Below are 19103 nucleotides of genomic sequence, written 5' to 3'. Positions count from 1 at the left end.
GGCTAACAAGTGTGCGGGCTGGGAGGCCCTGCCCGGACCTCCCGGAACGGATGCCCGCTGGGGTGTAATGGCACCATGAGCAAGAAAGACGACATCCGGAAGTTCCTTATCTCCCGGCGTGCCAACGTCACCCTCGCACAGGCCGGGCTGCCCGACTTCGGCGACGAACGGCGCGTGCCCGGACTCAGGCGTGAAGAGGTCGCGCAGCTCGCCGGCGTCAGCGTGGACTACTACACGCGGCTGGAGCGCGGCAACATCCACGGCGCGTCCGAGGCCGTGCTCAACGCGATCGCCCGGGCACTGCACCTGACCGACGTCGAACGCGAACACCTCCTGGATCTCGCCCGTCCCGCCACGGCGGCAGCGAACGCCACGGGAAGAACGACGGCGGCCGTCGCCGTCCGCCCGTCCGTCCAGCGGGTACTCGACAACCTGGCCATGCCCGCCGTCGTTTACAACGCCCGCCAGGATCTTGTGGCCTCGAACCTGCTGGGACGGGCGCTGTTCTCGCCGCACTTCGACTCCGACCGGCCCAACATGGCCCGCTTCATCTTCCTCGACTCCCGTGCACAGGACTACTACGCCGACTGGCCGCTCGCCTGCAGCCTGACCGCTGCGATGCTCCGCTATGAGGCCGGCCGCGATCCGCTCAACGCCGAGATCACGGAACTCATCGGTGAACTTGCCACCCGCAGCCCGCAGTTCCGGAAGGACTGGGCGGACCAGGACGTCCACGAGCACCGCACCGGCCGGAAGGTCTATGGCCACCCCGAAGTGGGTGCCATGGACCTCACATACGACGTGTTCGAGATGCCGGGCGAACCGGGGCTGTCCATTGCCACGTACACCCCGGACGAGGGCTCCGAATCAGCCGACAAGCTCATCCTGCTCGCCAGCTGGGCCGCGACCCAGGAACTTGGCTCCGGCCCGGGCGCTTAGCCGGACAGGAAACCGCCACTCGCCCAGCGCCGCAGTTCAACCTTCTCGGTTTCATCAAATTCCATGAGCGCCACCCGGCACAGTTCCTCCACGTTTTCCGTCCACGCCGCCGCCAGTTCGCCCGCGGTGGCCGTATCGCTGAGCTGAAAGTCCACGTAGCCGAAGCCCTGGATGACAAAGTTGACCGCGTTCCGGGAGACGGGCTGGCCCGCCGTGACGCAGTCATCCCGGACAAGTCTCGCCAGTTCGCTGCGGGTGACGGGGTTTTCCCGGAGCCGTGCCTCCAAAGCCAGGAACATCTGCCGGAACTGCGCCTCCGAGAGGGCCGGGACGTCCGTCACGCGAGCGACCTGTTCCTCGATGCCGGGCTGGACCGCGGCGTCGGTGGGCAGGTCGGCACCTGAAAACCGCTTCGTGTCCCAGACCCAGCCGCCTTGCGCCGCCGAATACTCAATCCCGTTGCCCAGCTGGGCGACCCATGTCCCGAATTTTCCGTAGCCGCCCCAGTCGGCCTTGAGGGACGGGTCCGCCGTCAGTGCCCTGTGGGCCACCATGGCGCCCGCCACCGGTCCGGGCGCGCCGCGGACAAACTCGCCCACCTCGTTCACTGCTGGTGAAACGGCCTTGGTCCTTCCCGGGAGGACGCCGCCCTTCGTATCAACAGAACGCATCGCGGGCATGGGCTCAGACGTTGTGCCGTGGAGAATGGCCACGAAATCGTGGGACTCGACGACGTTGTCTGCCATCTCCCGGTAGGCGAAGGCCACCGCGCCTGCCGCGATCACGGTGGTCATGCGGTCTGCGGCCCTGAACCGCTGCACCAGCGACGTGAAGTCCGCGTCCGCCGAGGCAATGAAAAACTCCTCGATTCCCGCCGGGCCGGCCAAGGCATCCATGGCGTCGAGCACAAGGTTGATGTCCGTGCTGCTCTTGCCCCGCTGGGTCAGGGAAGGGCAGTCGATGACGCGAAATCCCGCCCTGGTCCAGTACGTCCGGTACTTGGAGTACACCACGGGGTTGAGGTAGCAGTTGCGGATCAGGAAGCGGCGCGACTGCTCGCCTGCGCCACCCGCGGACAGCGCATCCGCCCAATGCTTTGGGTCCTCGGCAAACCGCTTGGCTGCGACCGGGTCCAGCGCATGCAGCCCGGTGTAGACATTGTCGAAATCAACGAACATCGCGGCCCGGATGCCTGGCCGCCTGGACTGCGGATACGCTTCGGTCATTGGCTCAGTGTGCCAGCATGACTGTGCCGCCACCAGATGACGAGGCCGGTCCGGCCCCGGTTATGTCACCGCCGTCGCGTTCGCCGGTGACCCTGTGGCACCCGTGATGTTCAGCGGCTTGACGGTGACGAGGGCGTCCCAGTTTCCGGTGGCCTTCATGTGCCGGCTGAGCGGGCCGAGCTGCCAGAGTTCGCCCAGGGGCAGGCCGAGTTTGGCGAGGAGCTGCTGGTGCATCATGCCGTGGTCGTTCGGTGCCGTGTCCCGGAACGGACTCGACGGGACGGGCGGCAGGCATTCGACGGCGAAGTTGTCCGCCGCGAGGACGGCGAGCCGGTTGTCCCAGGCCCAGGCGACGAACTCTGCCGACTGCCCGATGCCGCTGGCCCGGCGGCTGTCCCGCAGGCTGTTCCTGTCCTCCGGCGGCAGCGAGAGGAACCATTCGCACCATCCCGTGTGCAGCATGAGGACGTCGCCGGGCCGGAGAATCAGGGACTGCGCTTCGGCCGCTGCCCGGATCAGGGCCAGACTGAGAGGTTGCCCGTTCGCGTGGTCGATCGGCGTGCCCTGTTCCCGGCAATAACCGTCCAGGTCCACCAGCACGCCCCGGCCGACGATGGGCTGCTCGGCCCACACCTGGATGCCGAGCGCCGCTGTACCTTCCCGGACGTCGCCGTCGGGCGTGCCGTTGTAGAAGCCGACGTCGTCCGCCCTGCGGTGCCGGAGCCCGTCGATCTGGCTGGAGCCCTGCAGGTAGAACCCGTCGAGGTAGTCGTCGCGGTGTGCGGGGTGGGACGAGTAGATCGTGTGCCGGGGAGCCCTTCGTTTCAGCGACATGCCGGGATCGAACGCGTCGGCGGGGTAGTCGAGGCCGAAGACGGTGCCGGTCCTGATGCACGCGGAGGCTTCCCGGACGGAATCAGGGCCGATGAAGGACGGGGTGCCGCGTCCGGCGTCGGGGAAAAGGCCCCAGGAGGTTCCCGAGAGGGGCCCGTCCCGTTCCAGCAGGGACTCGAAGGAAGGGTAAGTTGTGCCGGATTCCGGGGTCATCGTGTGCGGGCTTCCTGCTGCGGGCTGTTCTGTTTCGCCGGGGCCTTGTAGCTGAGCAGGAACCCGGCGATGGCGCAGACGGACGCGGCGATGCATGCCGGGCCCTTGACGGCTTCATTGAGGACTGCCAGCCACTCGCCCTGGCCTGTAATCAGGGCGATGGCCTGTCCGGCAACGAAAACCATGCCGGCGATGAGGAGCACCGCCAGGCTGACCACGAAGACGGCGTTGATGGTGTGTCGTAGCTTCTGCATTTGCACGCTTCCTAGAGGGGGACGCCGATGGGGAGGACACCGACGGCGATCAGCACGCCGATGGCCAGCAGGGGCAGGGCGTAGAGGGCGAACAGGCGGGCAAAGGTCTTGATCGGGTCCACATCGGCGATGCCGCAGGCAACGTACAGGGGCGCGCCTCCCGGCGGGACCGCCGCCTCGCAGGAGGAGAAGACCAGTACCGCGACTGCCGCCGTGGTGGCCGGGACGCCGGCCGCAACCAGTGTGGCCACGCCAACGGTTCCGACGGCGGCCATGGTCGCCGTCGCGGAGAGGGGCGCCGCGACCGCGATGACGATCAGCCCGATCAGGATGGCCAGCAGCCACAGCGGCAGGTTCAGCCCGTTCAGCAGCGCCGTCATCTGCTTGGGCAGGCCGGTGGCGGCCAGTGCGTTGGCGCCGGCGAACGCGAAGACCACCGTGACGCCGACGACGCCGAAGCGCGGGGCGGACTGCTGCAGGAACTCCCAGTAGGCCTTCGGACTGCGGGGCAGCCGCTTCCGTCCCAAAATGGTTCCGGTGATGATGAGGATCACGGGGATCCAAACGATGACGCTGACGGATTTGGTCACGTCCGAACCGGCCCAGTCCGTTAGCGCCGCGGCGACGGCCCCGGAAGTGATGATCAGCGGGATGGCCACCACCACGAACAGGAGCAGGGTGGCCCAGCCCTGGCTGAACGCCCGCCGGATGGGAGCCCGGTGGGCCGGGTCGAGGGGTGCCATGTCGCTCTTGCGGATCAGCACATACGTGATGATCAGGCGGTGCAGGAAGCACCACAGCCCGCCCAGCAGCAGCGGAAGGACAAGGTCGTTGATCTGCAGCAGCGGCCCGACGGTGGCGGATCCGACCAGGACGAACATGGAGGCGCTGAACGGAAAGGTAATGCCCATTCCGGCGTTCCCGGCCACGAGCGTGGCCGCGGACGGTTTGTCCAGCCGGGACTTTTCCATCCAGGGAATGGTCACCGAGCCCACGGTCGCGGCGATCGCGGCCTGGTTGTGGACCACGCCGCCCAGGCCGGCCGATGCCACCGTGGAGACCCAGGCCGGGCCGCCCTTGACGCCGCCGATCAGGGAGTTCAGGAGGTCGATGAGCCGGTCCAGCACCCCGGTGCGCTCCAGCAGGTAACCCATGAAGACGAACGCCATGGTGGCGTAGACGATTTCATCGGTGATCGCGTCATAGAACGAGTCCCAGCCGATCTGCGCGGCGGCCCCGGTGAACGGAAGGACAACGAGGAATCCGAGGAGCATGGCTTCGCCGACGCTGCGCCTGATGACCGTCGTCCAGAGCAGGATGACGGCCAGATAGGCCCCCAGCGCCCAGATGCCGGTCATCGGGCTGCTCCTTCGTAGGTTTCGTTGGTGTCCGGGTTCATCGTTGACTCCCTGTTCATTGATTCTGCCTCATGCGCGGTCAGCGCAGGGCTGCCTCCGGTGCGGGTACCGCGGCGATCCGCGTCAGGGCTGCCGCCGAGGCTTCCGTCATTTCCGCCGGGACGCCGAGCTCTGCAAGGTAGTTCGCGGTGTCCTGCATTTCCCGGGACCTGCGCACGGCGTGCTTGGCCGTTCCGGTCAGCAGCCTGTCGATGACAGCCTGGCCGTCGCCGGCGAGCTGCCGTGCGATCTGCTCCCGGATCCACTGTTCCAGCCCTGCGGCCCGGCCTGCGGTGACGGCTTCGACGATGATCGAGGCGAGGCCCTTCATCAGGACGCTGCGCAGCAGCTTGTGGGACATTGCCGCCCCCGGCCCGCCGTCGGCAATTTCGACGGCGGTACCCAGCGGAGTCAGCAGCTGCGCCACCGCAGCCGAGCCGGGACCGCTGACCATGAGCGGCGTCTTGACGCCGAGGGCGGCGACCGGGCCCAGGATCGCGACGTCGGCGAAGAGCGCCTGGCTGGACAGCTGGCCGAGTTCTTCCATGACCGTGGGGGAGGAGGAGGTGAGGTCCGCGTAGGTGCTGCCGGCCGGGAGTACGGGCAGGCAGTCCTGCGCGACGCTGCGGGCGGCGGCGGCGCCGGTGAGCACCAGAACGATCACCGCGTCCCGGCAGGCTTCGGCGGCGGTGGCCGCCCGCGTGATTCCCGGCGGGGTGGAGGGGGCCACGGGGTCAAACCCGGTGACCTGGTGCCCGGCTGCAGCCAGGGCTTCGGCGTAGGCTGCTCCTGCTTCGCCCAGGCCGATGATGGTGCACTTTGTCATGGGAGGTCTGTCCTTACTGCTGGCCGCGGGCGGCGATGATTGATGCGCGGCGGTTGGTCTCGTCGGCGAAGACGGCTTCTGCGGCGTCAGCCACGGCCGCGGCCTGCTCACTGGGGATGACGACGATGCCGTCGGAGTCGCCGATGATGATGTCGCCCGGCAGGACGGGAACGCCGCCGAAGGCGACGGGGCCGCCGAGCCGGTGCGGGCCGTTCTTGTACGGGCCTGCCGGGGTGACCGCCCGGGCGAAGACCGGCATGCCGATCTCGCCCAGAGCCTCGGCATCGCGTGCAGCACCGTCAAGGGCGAAGCCGGCGATGCCGAGGCTGATGGCGCGCTCGCCGATCAGCTCACCCAGGAGCGCGCGGGACTCGTCCGCGCCGCCCGAGACCACGATGACGTCCCCCGGCTGCGCCAGCCCCAGGGCCTGGTGGATGCCCTGGTTGTCACCCGGGCGGGTCCAGACGGTGAAGGCGGGACCGGCGATTTTCGCCCCGGGCCAGATCGCCTGGATCGCTGAGTCGGCGACGCCCAGCCGGTCCATGGCGTCACCGATGTTCGCGGCCGGCAGCTTGGCCAGCCGGTCGATCAGTTCCTGGTCCGGGCGGGTGAAGGAGGTGTCCTGAAGGGCGGGGGTGGTCATGGCGGTGTCTTCCCTGATGGTGTTGGTGTGGCGGCTAACGGGCGGGCGGTGGTTCGGACTAGTCCTTCTTTTGAACCAGCGGCAGGACCTTCTTGAAGTCCGCTTCCTGTCCGGCCCAGAACGTCTCGTAGTCCTTGCCGGAGAGGTAGCTGGTCTGCAGGCCGAGGTCGTTCATCTTCTTGACAACCTCCGGGTCCTCGATGGCCTTCTGGAAGGCGGCCTCGAGCTTCTTGGCGACGGCGTCCGGCAGGCCGGCGGGGGCGGAGTAGCCGCGGGCGGTGCCGGCTTCGACCTCGTAGCCGCTTTCCTTGAACGTGGGCACGTCAGGCAGCGACGGGGACCGCTCGGCGGTCATGATGCCCAGGACGCGGGCCTTGTTCTGCTTGGTCAGATCGGTCACGTCACTGACGTTGGCGACGAGGACGTCCACGTGCTTGCCCAGGAATGCCGTGGTGGCCTGGGAGGCTCCTTCGGAGAAGTGGACCGGAGCGAACTCGGCGCCGGTGGTCTCCTGGATCTGGGCCAGGGCAAAATGCTCGCCGGTCTGCAGGCCGGTGGTGCTCGCGGTGAGGGACTTGGGCTTGGCCTTGACCGCGTCCAGCAGTTCCTTCAGCGTCTTGTACGGGCTGTCCGGCTGGACGGCGATGACGGCCGGGTCGATGACCTGGCGGCCCAGCGGCTGGAAGCTGCTGCGCGTGTACTTCGCGCCGCGGGCCGGGTCCAGCGGGGACACGACGACGGACGGGGAGCCGGTGGCGCCGATGGTGTAGCCGTCGGGTTTGGCGCCGGTCAGCTGGGTGTAGCCGATCTGGCCTCCGGCGCCCGGCTTGTTGATGACCTCGACGTTGGTGCCGAGTTCCTTTTCCAGCACGGGCTGGACGAGGCGGGCTGCGGTGTCCACGGCGCCGCCTGAGGAGAAGGCGACGATGAGGTCAATGGTCTTGCCCTTCTTGGGGAAGTCGTTCCCGGAGGCGGAGGATGCGCCGGCGTTGGCGCCGCATCCGGTGAGGGCGAGCAGGGCGGCTGCGGCAAGGGCCGCGGTTACTTTGTTGCGTGACAAGGTTCTTCTCCTTCGAAGAGATGCGTGGGCTAAGGGGCGGATAGGTATGTGGACAGGTGACGGGGTGAATCAGGCTTCGGGGTCCTCGGTGAGGGCCTTGGGTTTGCGGAACTTGAGCAGTGGGCTGCAGATGATCAGCACGCCAAGGCCGATCAGCACTGCGGAGATGGGCCGGTTGAGGAAAACGCTGAAGTCGCCCTGGGAGATTTCCAGCGATTCGCGAAGTGAGCGTTCCATCAGCGGTCCCAGGACCAGGGTGAGGACCATGGGGGCCAGCGGAATGTCCAGGTGCCGAAGGGCCAGGCCGAGGAGGCCGAAGCCGATCATGACGAAGACGTCGAAGACGCTGAAGTTGATGGTGTAGGCGCCGATGACCATGAACAGCAGGATCAGGGCGGTCAGGATGGGGGTGGGGACCCGCAGGATCGAGGTCCACAGACCCACCAGGGGGACGTTGAGCAGCAACAAAAGCACGTTGCCGATGAAGAGGCTGGCGATGATCGCCCACGCAATATCAGAGTGTTCGGTGAACAGGCTGGGTCCTGGGGTCAGGCCCTGCTGGAGGAATGCGCCCATCAGAACGGCGATGGTCGGGGATGCCGGGATGCCGAGGGTGAACAGCGGAATGAGCGCTGCGTTGGCATGGGCGTTGTTGGCCGTTTCCGGGCCGGCAACGCCTTCGACGGCGCCCTTGCCGAGTTCGCCGCGGAAGCGGGAGAACTTCTTTTCCGAGGCGTAGGACAGAAGGGATGACACGGATCCGGTCATTCCGGGGATCAGCCCCAGGCCGAAGCCGACACCCGTGCCGCGGGCCATGGCCGGTGCGCTGCGGCGCCATTCAGTCCGTGAGGGGAACAGGGAGCGGAACCCCGGAGCGTGCACCAAGGGGGTCTCCGCGTTTTTCCGGTAGGACAGGATTTCGGAGAGGCCGAAGACGCCGACGATGACGGCCACGAAGCTGACGCCGTCCAGGAGCCGGTCCATGCCGAAGGTGAAGCGGGGTGCGCCGGCGACGGGGTCGATGCCCACCATGGAGATCAGCAGGCCCAGGGCCCCGGAGATCAGGGCCTTGACCATTGATTTCCCGGCCAGCGCCACGAGCAGGGAGATGCCGACGACCATGAGGGCGAAGAACTCCGGGGGTCCGACAAGCAGGCCGAGTTCGCCCAGGGATTTGGCGGCGATGACGAGTCCGATGGTGGCAATGGTTCCGCCGATGAAGGATCCGACGGCGGCCAGGGTCAGTGCCGCTCCTGCCCTGCCGAGTTTGGTCATGGCATAGCCGTCGATGGTGGTGATCGCTGAGGATGCCTCACCGGGAGTGTTCAGGAGGACACTGGTGATGGTGCCCCCGTACTGCGTGCCATAGAAGATCGCGCACAGCATGATGATGGACCCGGCGGGGTCCAGGTTCAGCGTGAGCGGGATCAGGAGTGCGACGCCGGCGACGGGTCCGACTCCGGGCAGGACGCCGATGACGGTGCCCAGGAGGCAGCCCAGGAACGCAAAGATCAGGTTCTGCCAGGTCATGGCAGTGGCGAAGCCGTTCAGCAGTTCATTGAGGGTGTCCATGTCTAGAGTCCGATCAGGTTCAGGACGGGAATGGATGAGACAGGAAGGGCCACGTTCAGTCCGTAGTTGAAGGCGTAGAAAGCGCCGACGCTTCCGGCCAGGGCGGTCAGCAGGGCGGACAGCCAGCCCCGCTTCCCCCGGATCTTCAGGTGGTACATCAGGAAGAGGAACATGCCCAGCTGGAAGCCGATCAGGTCCAGCAGGGCTGCCAGCAGCACAAGGCTGACGACGACGGCGAGCACCAGTCCGCCGTCGGCCCCCTCACCGGCGGCGCTGGGGCGCTTGAGTTCCTGCAGCAGCCACAGGGCCGACATCGCTGCGAGCACCGCTCCCATGGCGAAGGGGAAGAGCCCGGGACCGGGACCCAGGGAGGTCCACAGGCCGAGGCCCACCGAGCTAACAAGTACGTAGGCGCCCAGTGCCCCGAAGGCGGCGATCCCTGCCAGAACGCTGCGCGCTGGCCTCGCCCGGGCGGGGGACTGGGTCATGGTCGACTCCGTTGTCATCAAAATTGCCTTCCAATTGCTTTCATAGAATGAAAGTCTCTTACGTCAGAAGAAATAGTGACACGGCCCACAGGAGCTGTCAAGCGGGCGGGGGCGGAGTGGAAGTTACATAGAATGAAAGAATGACGGTGACAAACACCCAGCCCGGCACTGCGGCGGACGACGGCGGCAAGCCCTCCAACATGCGCTCGCTGTCGCGGGCCATGGAGGTGTTCGCGGAACTGCAGCGGGCCGACAGGCCCCAGCGGCTCAGCGATCTGGCGCGGAACTGCGGCATGAGCCTGCCCACCACGCTGCGCATCCTGCGCGTGCTGCAGGATTTCGGCATGGTCAGCCAGACGGACAAGACCTACCGGATCGGGCCGGCCGTATTGCCGGCGGCGCGCAGCTACATCGAAAACGACCCCCTGGTGACCGCGTCCCGCCCCGTGCTCCAGCAGGTGGCGGCGCAGACCGGAATGACCGCGTCCCTCTACACGCGGCTGGGTTTCGAGCGCATCCTGGTGGTCCGCGTCGACGGCGACGCCCCGCTTCGGTATGACATGCCCCTTGGCAAGCGGCTGCCCCTCACTCTCGGGGCGGCGGGCAAGATCCTGCTCGCGGGCGCACCGGATCACCATCTCGAGGAGGTGGTGCAGCAGGCGGTGGCGGCCGGGCATGAGGAATCCACCTTCAGCCTGGCCGAGCTTAAGGCCCGCCTGCCCCAACCCGGAACGGACTACGCCTATTCGGCCGACGAGCGTGCCACCGGTGTACATTCCGTTGCGGTCGCCATCAGGAGGTCCGGACTGCCCAGCGAATCGATTGCGCTGACCAGCCCGGTGGAAGCAGCCACTAAAGACGGGCTGACGGCCAGCGTGCCCGAACTGCGCCGCGCTGCGGGCCGGCTCGCCGAGCTGCTGGAGGGAACCGTCTACTGAAATTAAACAGACACGGCCGCCCCTGCCGTACGTGTGCAGGGGCGGCCGTGTTGTGTTGGGAAATGGCTAGCGGGTGCGGGCGGAGATGACCTGTTTGGTCATGGCGCCTGCGCTGCCGAGGTAGCCTGCGGGGTCGCAGAGCTGTGCGATGCGGTCCTCGCCGAGGTGCTGGACGAGTTCCGGATGCCTGACGAGTTCGGATTCCAGTGTGGTGCGGGTTTCGATGGCGGTCTTGCAGGCGTCGTAGATGACGTGGTGGGCCTCCTGGCGGCCGAGGACGGGGGCGACGGCCATCATGACGGCCTCGGCGACGATCAGCCCGCCGGTGATGGCGGTGTTTTCGCGCATCCGGTCGACGTTGACCTCGAGTCCGGACAGCATGAATTCCGCCTGGGCCAGGGAGCTGGCGAGCAGCAGGAAGGATTCGGGGATGGTGGCCCATTCCAGGTGCCAGGGGCCGGTGGCGCGTTCGAAGTCCTGCACCATGGCGTCGAGCATGGTGGAGGATTTGTCCCTGAGCATTTTGGCTGCGGCGAGCATCAGTTCGCAGGAGATGGGGTTGCGCTTTTGCGGCATGGTGGAGCTGGCGCCACGGCCCATGACGAACGGTTCGGCGGTTTCGCCGTATTCGGAGGAGCACATCAGCATGACGTCCAGGGCAATCTTGCCGAGGGAGCCGCCGATGTTGGCCAGCAGGGATACCAGTTCGGCCAGGCCGTCCCGGGCGACGTGCCAGGTGATGTCGGGATCGGCCAGGCCGAGCTCCGCCGCCAGCGCGGCCCGTGTTTCCAGGCCTTCGGGCCCTTCGCCGAGGGATGCGAGGGTGCCGGCGGCGCCGCCGAACTGGACCATAAGGTCGCGTTCGGCGGCCTGGGCGAGCCGGTCGGCCTGCCGGTCGAGGGAGGAGAGCCAGACGGCGCAGCGGTAGCCGAAGGTCACGGGCAGGGCGTGCTGCAGGTGGGTGCGGCCGGCGGCGAGGGTATTCACGTGGGTTTCGGCGAGCCGGGCCAGCGCAGCCCTGACTCCGTTGAGCTGTTCTGTCAGGATGGCGACGCCTTCCTTGCACTGGAGCATTGTGGCGGTGTCCATGATGTCCTGGGTGGTTGCGCCCCAGTGGATGTAGCCGCCGTCGTCGCCGCACTGCTCCGAGAGCTGCTGCACGATAGGCAGGATGGGGTAGCCGACGATTTCGGTTTCCCGGCGGAGCCGCTCCTGGTCGAGTCCGGCGAAGTTGGCGGTCTGGGTGATCCGGGCGGCGGCGTCTGCGGGAATGAGGCCCACCCTCGCTTCGGCGCGGGCGAGGGCCGTTTCGGTGTCGATGATGCGGCTGACGTAGGCGTCGTCGCTGAAGACTTCGCGCATGCGGGCGGTGCCGAACATGTCGCGGAACAGCAGGGAATCGTAGACGGTGGAGCTCATGCGAGGGGATCCTTTACTTCGTGGCGGCGGCGGAGAAACTGCCGGATTCGTGGACGGCGGCGGGGGTTAAAGCGGGGGAGGAGGCTTCCCTGGCTTCCTGGCGTTCCATTTCGGCGAGGAAAAGGGCGGGGTCGGCCAGCGCGCGGCGGACCTTGGGAACGTCCATTTCCTTGGTCAGCTTGGAGACGACGATGGTGGCCACGACGTTGCCGAAGGTGTTGCAGAAGGCGGTGGCAATGGACATGAACCGGTAGACGCCGAAGAGGATCGCAACGCCTTCCAGCGGCAGGTAGCCGGTGGCCGCGACGGTCGACGCGAAGACGACGTAGGTGCCGCCGGAGACGGTGGCGGCGCCCTTGGAGGTCAGCAGCATCAGTGCCATCAGGCCCAGCTGTTCGCCCAGTCCCATGTGAACGCCGAACGCGTTGGCCAGGAAGATGGTGCAGATGGACATGTACAGCGACGTGCCGTCCAGATTGAAGGCGTAACCGGTGGGGACCACCAGCCCGACGCTCTGTTTGGAGCAGCCCATGGCGGTGAGCTTCTTCAGTAGCCCGGGCAGCGCCGACTCGGAGGAGGCGGTGCCCAGCACCAGGGACATCTCAACCTTCACGAAGCGCAGGATCCGGAAGACGTTGAACCCTGCGATCAGGCAGACCAGTCCGAGGACGACGGTGATGAACAGTGCGACGACCGCCCAGTATTCGAGTACCAGCTGGGCAAGTGCCAGCAGCATGGCGCTGCCGTTGGTGCCGACCGAGTAGGCGATGGCACCAAAGGCGCCGATCGGGGCGAGCTTCATGATCACGTTGATGAAGCCGAAGAACGCCTCGGAGACGGTGTCGAGGCCGCCCTGGATCTTGCCGAGAACGGCAGGTTTGAGGGTGAGGAGGCCTGCTCCGAAGATGACGGCGAGGATGACCACCTGCAGCAGCTGGCCGGAGGTGAAGGCGCCGAAGAAGTTGTCCGGGAAGATACCGGTGAGGAAACCGGCAAAGGAGTGGTCGCCGTTGGTGGCGGGTGGCTTGCCGCTGCTCGCGGTGAGCGCGCCGGCCCCCTCGCCGACGTGCAGGAGGTTCGCGGCCAGCAGGCCGAGGCCCAGGGCGAGCGTGGACACGACTTCGAAGTAGATGAGGGCGGAGAAGCCGATCCGGCTGGCCTGCTTGAGGTTCCCGGCGGACAGGATGCCCAGGACCACGGTCAGGAAGACCAGCGGGGCGATGCCCGTTTTGATCAGGGCGAGGAACAGGTCGCCCACGATCTTGAGCTGGGCTGAGAACGCCGGGAAGGCGAAACCGACCACGATGCCCAGTGCCATGGCGATCATGACCTGCGCACCCAGGCCCCGGTACCAGGCTTTCTTCGGCCGGGGAGCGGCTGCTTCCAGGAGCTGTTCTTGCGACTTCATTGACGCCTCACTTGTCTAGACACATTTTCTGTCTAGACAAATGTGAGGCATGTCATGGGGTTCTGTCAAGGCCGCTGCCAGAGTGGGCCCGGCGGCAGCGGGGTGGGACTCGGGTTAGCTGCGTTCCAGAACGGACTCGTAGACGAAGCGGGAACCGGGGTGTGTGCTGACCGCGACGGCGAGGATTTCGCCATCGGTACCGATGTAGCGCCGCGTGAGCTGCAGGGCGACGGAACCCGGCAATTCTCCCAGCGCCTTGGCGGCGTCGCCGTCGAGCACTGTGGCTTTGATGTGCTGCAGGACGCGCTTGACCTGGCGGCCGGTATGCTCGGCGATCAGTTCGGCCACGAGCCGGTCGCTGTCCCTGAGCTCGTCCGAGATGAGGGTGGCGTGCTCGGGGGAGAGGTACACCTGGGCCCAAGACAGTGGGCGGCCGCCATCCGCCGGCTCCTGCCGTGTCGACGTGATGCGGGTCCGGACCGTGCCGGCGGGTACACCCAGATCGTCCGCGAGGCCGTCGTCGACGGTGACCAATTCCGTGGACAGGATGCTGCGCACCGCAGTCCGCCCATACTGGGCAAGCTCTTCGATGGAGGAGAGCTTCGTGTGGAATTCCTGGGCCGGCTGCAGCCGGACCACCCGTGTGCCCTGGCCTTTGCGCCGCGCGATCAGGCCGGCCTCCTCAAGCTGGCGGAGGGCCGCTCGCAGCGTCTCCCGGGACACGCTGTACTGGGACGCCAGCTCCGGCTCGGACGGGAGGAAGGCGCCCACCTCCCACTGGCCGCCGGCGATCCGTGCCTGCAGATCCTCAGCGATCGCTATATACCTGGCAGCCACCGCTGGCCTTCCTCCCTTGGGGTCGATACTCTTGCAGACAAGTCTAGACAGGTTGGGGCCGGATGCCGCGGACCTCGCATGAGGGAGTCTCAATGGCCGGAATGCCGCCGGCAACAGTGGAGGTGAGTGCCGCCGTCGTCCATGCCCTCCTCCGGGACCAGCGGCCGGACCTTGCCGGCCGCTCCCTCGAGCGGGCAGCCAATGGGTGGGACAACGCGACCTTCCGGCTCGGGGCCGATTTGGCGGTCCGGCTGCCGCGCCGGGACGAGGCCGTTCCGCTGATCCTGCACGAGCAGCGGTACCTTCCCGGTATCGCCAACCGGTCCCCGGTTCCGGTTCCTGTGCCCGTCCATGCCGGCCGGCCGACGTCGGACTTTCCCTGGCCGTGGAGCATCGTGCGGTGGGTGCCCGGGGCGCCGGCGGTGGACGCCGGACCAGCGGGCCGCGGACAGGCCGTTGACGGCCTGGCCGCGTTTCTCATGGCCCTCCACGTGCCAGCAGAAGCAGGTGTCCCGGTGAATCCCGTCCGCGGGGTGCCGCTGATGGACCGGAACGCGGTGGTGTCGGCGCGGCTCGGGGACCGCGGCCGCTACCCCCGGGCAGAAGAACTGAAGGCGGTGTGGGCGGAGGCCTGCGCGGCCGGGGCCTGGGCGGGTCCGGAAATGATGCTCCACGGCGACCTGCATCCGGCCAACATCCTGCTGGCGGCGGACGGATCGCTGGCCGGCGTGATCGATTTCGGCGATGTCGGGGCCGGGGACCCGGCCGTTGACCTTGCGGCGGGATGGTTAATGTTCGACGCCGGCACCCGCCGGCGCTTCATGGGCGCCTTTGGCTCCTCGGTGGACAGCGGCACCTGGGCCCGTGCCCGCGGCTGGGCACTGGTCCTCTCCACCGCCATGCTCAGCAACTCCGACGACAATCCGCAGATGTTCTCCGTGGGGGAGTTCGGGATAGGGCAGGTTCTGGCGGGCTGAGGCGGCGTTTTGCGCGGGCCGGGGCGTAGGGTGGGGCGCATGGAGATGCGCCTTGAAGTTGTGCAAGTGCCCGTGGCCGACGTGGACGCGGCGAAGTCGTTCTATGTGGAGAAACTGGGCTTCGTCCTCGACCACGATGTGGAACACATCCCGGGGATGCGGGTGGTGCAGCTGACGCCGCCCGGTTCTGCTGCCTCGATCGTCATCGGGACGGGAATGACCAGCATGTCGCCGGGGAGCCTGGAGGGGCTGCAGCTTGTGGTGCCCGATATCGGTGCGATCCGCGCCGAGCTGCTGGACCGCGGCGCCGGCATCAGTGAGGTCCAGGACATGGGCGGGGTGCAGTTTGCCTTCCTTAGCGATCCTGATGGCAACCGCTGGGTCATCCAGGGTGCGACGCCTCCGGAGGTCAAGAGCGCGCACCTGGACGCCCCAGCTTCGTAGCCGCCGGGCGCACGGCGTCGCCGATATTCGCTGGCGCCCTATTCGTTGACGAGGACGGGGACGCCCACGGCGGCGGAAACCGCCTTGCCTCGGAGGTTTTCCGGGACCGGGATGCTGAACTTTTCGGTCTCCGACGGCGGTCCGATGTGGCTGTGCCCGTCTTCCGAAGCGTGGTGCACGTAGCGGCCGGTGCCGAGCAACTTGCCCTGGTCGTCGTAGAAGCCCGCCAGGACCTGCAGCTCGAGAAGGTCGCTGACGTCGCTGGTGATGCGGATTGTTCCGCTTGCACCGGTGGCGGTGAACGCCGGCTGCTCCAGGACGAACCGGTCGTCGAACGGTCCCTTGACCTGGACGGCCCGGCCCTTGGCGGGTTTGGCGCTCTGCAGTCCGGGCAGTCCGGGTTCCCCGGATGCCGGGACCAGGCCCGGCAGGGTCGCCTGGACGGTCGCGGCCGGACGAGGCGTTTCTGCCGCGGCCGGACCTGCAGGCTGGTTCAGTGTCCCCGCGAGGACAGCGGCCGCAGCCAAAAGTGTTGCGCCGCCGATGATGACGGTCTTCATTTTGTGGTGCATGTGAGTGTTCCTGTGCTGGCAAGGATGGAGACATGGTTCCGGTGGCCGGGGATGTTTCCCCGGCCACGGGAAGGGGGAATGGTCAGCTCACCCGCAGGGCGTCGCCGACGATGGTGAAGAGATCGGTGTTGTCTACGCTGCCCTGGAGCTTTTCCGAACCCGAGCCGAAGGAGAAGACGGGGACGTCCGCACCGGTGTGGTTGCCGGAAAGGTAGGTCAGCCAGAGGCTGGCGTCCTTGGACCCGTCCTGGACGCCGGCGGCGTCATCAGGGGTGCGGAAGGTAGCGGGGGCGAAGTTGTGCGGATCGCCCGAACCGGCGCCGTTGACGATGCCGGTAGAGCGGCTGGCGTCCTTGGTGTTGCCGCCCGTGCGGGTGGGGGCGGAGTTGTTCGCCGGGTTGCCGCTGTCCACATTCACGGGCGGGTTCGCGGCTTCGGCGTTGGTGAAGGAGCCCTTCTCAATGATGTTGAACCCGGCGCATTCGTGGTCTGCGGTCACAATCACGAGGGTGTTGCCGTCCTTCTTGGCGAAGTCCATGGCCGCGGCGACGGCGTCATCGAAGGCCTTGATTTCCTCGAGGGTCTGGGACGCGTCGTTGGCGTGGGAGCGCTTGTCGATGAGGGCACCCTCGACCTGCAGGTAGAAGCCGTTGCCCTTGCTGCCGGAGCCGAGCAGGTCGATGGACTTCCTGGTCATTTCGGCCAGGGTGGGTTCCTGGGCCTGCGGGGCCGACGGGTTGTCCTGCTTGGACTTCTCCACGGTCAGGTTTCCCTTGTTGAACAGACCGAAGACCCTGCTCCCCGCCGCTGCCGAGAGATCCGTCTTGGTTGCCACGGTCTGGGAAGCGGGGGAGCCCAGGACCGTGTAGCCCTGGTCGCGGAGCGCCTTCTCGTCAGCGGTGTCAAAGCGGCTCAGGCCGCCGCCGAGGATGACATCGGCGGTGCCGTTGCGGGCGATCTGGTCGGCGATCGGGGTGACGCGAAGGTCGCTGGTGGCCAGGGGCGAACCTGTGATGGCGGTGTCCTGGCAGGCGGCCGCGGAATAGACGGGTCCCTGGCAGCCGCGGGCGAGGGCGTGGCTCATCTGCCCGGCAGGGGTGGCGTCGGTGATTTCGGCGGTGGAGACGTTGCCGGTACGGTATCCGGCCTGCTTGGCCTTTTCCATCAGGGTCGGGACGGAGGTTCCCTTGGCGTCCACGCCCAGGGCGGCGTTGTAGGTCTTGACGCCGGAGGCCCATGCGGTGGCCGAGGATGCGGAGTCGGTGACGTAGTTCGGGCGGAAATCTGCCTGCCCGGGCTGGCCGGAGTTTTTCTCCACGGAATAGGTGCTGACGTAGCCGTGGGCAGGCAGCTTTTCCATGTTCAGCCGGCCATCGGCGCCGTAGAAGCGCTCACGGCCGGCAGTGACGTGGGTACGGCCCATGCCGTCTCCCACCATGTAGATAACGTTTTTTACGCGGCCGTTGTTGGCGGCGTCATTGGCTGCTGTTGCCGGCGAGCCGGCGGCGGCCAGCCCGGCAAGGGCGGCAACTGCGACGAGCGTCGCCGATGCGGACACGGAAAATGTGCGTTTCATGTGGAGGTTCTCCCGGATGCGAATGATGGGTGCGAATGGCACCGCTCAGACACTAGGGACGGCACACGATGCGGCGGTGACCAGAAGGTGCCCCGCCGCTGGACGGGAGCTTACGGCCGGATTAACCTGCTTGCGCCATGAGTGATTTTCAGGCCAGGTGACAGCTGTATAGATCGGATCGGAGACATTCCGTCAGGGACATTCCTGCCCTGCTCTAGTCCACGTCGCTGGACGGTTCTGCAGCCCCTTTGCGGCCGGTAAGCCATCCGGGCAGGGCGGCGTCCAGCGCGTCTGAACGTTCGGGGGAGAGGTCGCCGTGGCGGAACTTGTACCGTTGGCTGCGCAGCCACCCCCGAGCTCCTTTTCCACCCCGGCCACGCCGGGGGTGGTGCGGGGCCAGGGGTGCCCCGTGGCGAGATAGGCAGCCAGCTGCTCCAGACGGTCCTGCCATTGCTGGTCCTCCCTGGCCTCGCGGGGTTTGCGCCGCCAGTCGGGCAGGACGGACAGGCCTGCGCCAATGACCGGGTTCAGGATGCCGGCGTCCGCGTCGCGGCGGCGGCGCCGCAGCCACTGCGCGAGTTCCCGCTCCGCCTTGTCGCCGGCGTTGCGGGAGGGGTAGCGGCCCGTGGCCTCGACCATGGTGAGCAGCTGGTATAGGCGTTTGATGCCGGGCGCCGCGGGGCTGGTCCCTGCTGCAGCTGCTGCCCGGTGCTCCGTTTTCAGGCCGGGATCCGTGGCCTTGGCCGCCGTGAGGTGGGTGGTGACGGCGGCGACTTTGACCCGGGCCAGTTCGGCGATCTTCTTCCGGGACAGCCCCTTGCGGTACATCAGGGTCCACTCCGGATGTGCATCCCCGGAGCTCTTCAACGACCCGAAGCGTTTCTGCTCCCCCACCGTCACGACGTCCTGTCGAGCAGTTCGGCGCGGTGCCGCGCGGCGGCCACGAAATCGTCCAGATCCTGCCGGGTGGCCGGCGAGGACCAGCGCCGGAGCGGACCGGCGGTTTCTACGGTGACCTTCAGGAGGGTACGCCCTGAATCGGGGACGAGGGTAAATGACTGGACCACCCGGAGCAGCCGCAGCGGCAACGCGGAGGTCCAGGTCATGACCTCGCCCGCGTCCTGCCGGACCCGCGCCCGGACCGGGCGGCCCCGGCGCGATGTGGTGATGCGGACCGTTTCACCGTCACGGAGGTCCCCGTCGATCTCTGTGATACCCGAGTCCCAGACGGGCATGTTGCCCGCATCCGTGAGGACGTCCCACACCGTGGACAACCGTGCGTTGATCAGCACCTCGGATGCATGGAGAACCATTGGCCAAGGATAGCCATCGGAGCCCTGTGCCCGGCCGGGATTCCCGCACGTTTCATCCAACATTCATCTTCACCCGTCGGAGGGTGTCCGCGCCGTGGCCGCCGGCGTCACAGTGGCTGTGGCTGTTTATGCGGAGCCGGGCGGGCGTGCCCGGACAACAGCAAGTG

The 19103-nt window shown here is 67.3% G+C and carries 20 protein-coding genes; 4 read left to right on the top strand and 16 right to left on the bottom strand.

Annotated features, from left to right (window positions below; translation table 11 throughout):
* Nucleotides 1-75: 75 nt before the first annotated feature.
* Nucleotides 76-939: a helix-turn-helix transcriptional regulator gene (locus ACFRAU_RS02715; RefSeq protein ID WP_377998697.1), complete on the top strand. Its 864-nt coding sequence runs from the start codon at nt 76-78 to the stop codon at nt 937-939.
* Here ACFRAU_RS02715 and ACFRAU_RS02710 read toward each other — a convergent pair.
* The 9 genes from ACFRAU_RS02710 to ACFRAU_RS02670 form a co-directional block, all read right to left on the bottom strand.
* Nucleotides 936-2165, bottom strand: coding sequence for an NYN domain-containing protein (locus tag ACFRAU_RS02710; RefSeq protein ID WP_377998696.1), 1230 nt, complete (start codon nt 2163-2165; stop codon nt 936-938). The genes ACFRAU_RS02715 and ACFRAU_RS02710 overlap by 4 nt on opposite strands.
* A gap of 60 nt (nt 2166-2225) precedes the next feature.
* On the bottom strand, nt 2226-3212 hold the full coding sequence (locus tag ACFRAU_RS02705; RefSeq protein ID WP_377998695.1) for a cyclase family protein: 987 nt from the start codon (nt 3210-3212) through the stop codon (nt 2226-2228).
* On the bottom strand, nt 3209-3466 hold the full coding sequence (locus ACFRAU_RS02700; RefSeq protein ID WP_377996348.1) for a hypothetical protein: 258 nt from the start codon (nt 3464-3466) through the stop codon (nt 3209-3211). Before ACFRAU_RS02700 ends, ACFRAU_RS02705 begins: the two co-directional genes overlap by 4 nt.
* 11 nt (nt 3467-3477) lie before the next feature.
* Complete coding sequence (locus ACFRAU_RS02695; RefSeq protein ID WP_377998694.1) at nt 3478-4824, bottom strand: TRAP transporter large permease subunit; 1347 nt, start codon at nt 4822-4824, stop codon at nt 3478-3480.
* A 79-nt stretch (nt 4825-4903) separates the two neighbouring features.
* Entirely contained in the window at nt 4904-5689 is a 786-nt protein-coding gene (locus ACFRAU_RS02690) for a DUF1932 domain-containing protein (RefSeq protein ID WP_377998693.1), read from the bottom strand.
* A 13-nt stretch (nt 5690-5702) separates the two neighbouring features.
* On the bottom strand, nt 5703-6332 hold the full coding sequence (locus ACFRAU_RS02685; protein ID WP_377996351.1) for a methyltransferase: 630 nt from the start codon (nt 6330-6332) through the stop codon (nt 5703-5705).
* A gap of 58 nt (nt 6333-6390) precedes the next feature.
* On the bottom strand, nt 6391-7392 hold the full coding sequence (locus ACFRAU_RS02680) for a tripartite tricarboxylate transporter substrate binding protein (RefSeq protein WP_377998692.1): 1002 nt from the start codon (nt 7390-7392) through the stop codon (nt 6391-6393).
* A gap of 69 nt (nt 7393-7461) precedes the next feature.
* Nucleotides 7462-8964, bottom strand: coding sequence for a tripartite tricarboxylate transporter permease (locus tag ACFRAU_RS02675; RefSeq protein WP_377998691.1), 1503 nt, complete (start codon nt 8962-8964; stop codon nt 7462-7464).
* Nucleotides 8965-8966: 2 nt separating this feature from the next.
* Complete coding sequence (locus ACFRAU_RS02670; RefSeq protein ID WP_377998690.1) at nt 8967-9470, bottom strand: tripartite tricarboxylate transporter TctB family protein; 504 nt, start codon at nt 9468-9470, stop codon at nt 8967-8969.
* Between the two features lie 122 nt (nt 9471-9592).
* Here ACFRAU_RS02670 and ACFRAU_RS02665 point away from each other — a divergent pair, with 122 nt between their 5' ends.
* Entirely contained in the window at nt 9593-10390 is a 798-nt protein-coding gene (locus ACFRAU_RS02665; RefSeq protein ID WP_377998689.1) for an IclR family transcriptional regulator, read from the top strand.
* A 66-nt stretch (nt 10391-10456) separates the two neighbouring features.
* On the opposite strand, the gene ACFRAU_RS02660 is transcribed toward ACFRAU_RS02665, so the two are convergent.
* From ACFRAU_RS02660 to ACFRAU_RS02650, 3 genes are all read right to left on the bottom strand, one after another.
* Nucleotides 10457-11809: an adenylosuccinate lyase family protein gene (locus tag ACFRAU_RS02660; RefSeq protein WP_377998688.1), complete on the bottom strand. Its 1353-nt coding sequence runs from the start codon at nt 11807-11809 to the stop codon at nt 10457-10459.
* Between the two features lie 13 nt (nt 11810-11822).
* Entirely contained in the window at nt 11823-13217 is a 1395-nt protein-coding gene (locus ACFRAU_RS02655) for a cation:dicarboxylate symporter family transporter (RefSeq protein ID WP_377996357.1), read from the bottom strand.
* Nucleotides 13218-13331: 114 nt separating this feature from the next.
* A complete protein-coding gene (locus tag ACFRAU_RS02650) occupies nt 13332-14054 on the bottom strand; it encodes a GntR family transcriptional regulator (protein WP_377998687.1) in 723 nt (240 codons plus the stop codon).
* A 92-nt stretch (nt 14055-14146) separates the two neighbouring features.
* On the opposite strand from ACFRAU_RS02650, the gene ACFRAU_RS02645 reads away from it, so the two are divergent.
* Nucleotides 14147-15031, top strand: coding sequence for an aminoglycoside phosphotransferase family protein (locus ACFRAU_RS02645; protein WP_377998686.1), 885 nt, complete (start codon nt 14147-14149; stop codon nt 15029-15031).
* 39 nt (nt 15032-15070) lie between these two features.
* Complete coding sequence (locus ACFRAU_RS02640; RefSeq protein WP_377998685.1) at nt 15071-15475, top strand: VOC family protein; 405 nt, start codon at nt 15071-15073, stop codon at nt 15473-15475.
* Between the two features lie 38 nt (nt 15476-15513).
* On the opposite strand, the gene ACFRAU_RS02635 is transcribed toward ACFRAU_RS02640, so the two are convergent.
* From ACFRAU_RS02635 to ACFRAU_RS02620, 4 genes are all read right to left on the bottom strand, one after another.
* Nucleotides 15514-16047, bottom strand: a complete 534-nt coding sequence (locus ACFRAU_RS02635; RefSeq protein ID WP_377998684.1) for a hypothetical protein — start codon at nt 16045-16047, stop codon at nt 15514-15516.
* Nucleotides 16048-16129: 82 nt separating this feature from the next.
* The gene (locus ACFRAU_RS02630; protein WP_377996362.1) at nt 16130-17623 is read right to left on the bottom strand and encodes an alkaline phosphatase; all 1494 of its coding nucleotides are present in this window, start codon (nt 17621-17623) and stop codon (nt 16130-16132) included.
* Nucleotides 17624-17815: 192 nt separating this feature from the next.
* Nucleotides 17816-18517, bottom strand: coding sequence for a hypothetical protein (locus ACFRAU_RS02625; protein ID WP_377998683.1), 702 nt, complete (start codon nt 18515-18517; stop codon nt 17816-17818).
* Between the two features lie 2 nt (nt 18518-18519).
* On the bottom strand, nt 18520-18936 hold the full coding sequence (locus tag ACFRAU_RS02620; protein ID WP_377996364.1) for an SRPBCC family protein: 417 nt from the start codon (nt 18934-18936) through the stop codon (nt 18520-18522).
* Nucleotides 18937-19103: the final 167 nt, after the last annotated feature.

Source organism: Arthrobacter sp. NPDC056691, from assembly GCF_042791415.1.
Classification (GTDB): Bacteria; Actinomycetota; Actinomycetes; order Actinomycetales; family Micrococcaceae; genus Arthrobacter.
Note: the sequence above shows the minus strand (reverse complement) of the source record. Positions and strands in the feature narration are given on the sequence as shown.

Coding starts and splice junctions, on each gene's coding strand:
- ACFRAU_RS02630 (WP_377996362.1), bottom strand. CDS start 17,623: ATGAAACGCACATTTTCCGTGTCCGCATCGGCGACGCTCGTCGCAGTT.
- ACFRAU_RS02695 (WP_377998694.1), bottom strand. CDS start 4,824: ATGACCGGCATCTGGGCGCTGGGGGCCTATCTGGCCGTCATCCTGCTC.
- ACFRAU_RS02620 (WP_377996364.1), bottom strand. CDS start 18,936: ATGGTTCTCCATGCATCCGAGGTGCTGATCAACGCACGGTTGTCCACG.
- ACFRAU_RS02675 (WP_377998691.1), bottom strand. CDS start 8,964: ATGGACACCCTCAATGAACTGCTGAACGGCTTCGCCACTGCCATGACC.
- ACFRAU_RS02640 (WP_377998685.1), top strand. CDS start 15,071: ATGGAGATGCGCCTTGAAGTTGTGCAAGTGCCCGTGGCCGACGTGGAC.
- ACFRAU_RS02655 (WP_377996357.1), bottom strand. CDS start 13,217: ATGAAGTCGCAAGAACAGCTCCTGGAAGCAGCCGCTCCCCGGCCGAAG.
- ACFRAU_RS02715 (WP_377998697.1), top strand. CDS start 76: ATGAGCAAGAAAGACGACATCCGGAAGTTCCTTATCTCCCGGCGTGCC.
- ACFRAU_RS02690 (WP_377998693.1), bottom strand. CDS start 5,689: ATGACAAAGTGCACCATCATCGGCCTGGGCGAAGCAGGAGCAGCCTAC.
- ACFRAU_RS02700 (WP_377996348.1), bottom strand. CDS start 3,466: ATGCAGAAGCTACGACACACCATCAACGCCGTCTTCGTGGTCAGCCTG.
- ACFRAU_RS02685 (WP_377996351.1), bottom strand. CDS start 6,332: ATGACCACCCCCGCCCTTCAGGACACCTCCTTCACCCGCCCGGACCAG.
- ACFRAU_RS02645 (WP_377998686.1), top strand. CDS start 14,147: ATGGCCGGAATGCCGCCGGCAACAGTGGAGGTGAGTGCCGCCGTCGTC.
- ACFRAU_RS02670 (WP_377998690.1), bottom strand. CDS start 9,470: ATGACAACGGAGTCGACCATGACCCAGTCCCCCGCCCGGGCGAGGCCA.
- ACFRAU_RS02665 (WP_377998689.1), top strand. CDS start 9,593: ATGACGGTGACAAACACCCAGCCCGGCACTGCGGCGGACGACGGCGGC.
- ACFRAU_RS02710 (WP_377998696.1), bottom strand. CDS start 2,165: ATGACCGAAGCGTATCCGCAGTCCAGGCGGCCAGGCATCCGGGCCGCG.
- ACFRAU_RS02705 (WP_377998695.1), bottom strand. CDS start 3,212: ATGACCCCGGAATCCGGCACAACTTACCCTTCCTTCGAGTCCCTGCTG.
- ACFRAU_RS02660 (WP_377998688.1), bottom strand. CDS start 11,809: ATGAGCTCCACCGTCTACGATTCCCTGCTGTTCCGCGACATGTTCGGC.
- ACFRAU_RS02635 (WP_377998684.1), bottom strand. CDS start 16,047: ATGCACCACAAAATGAAGACCGTCATCATCGGCGGCGCAACACTTTTG.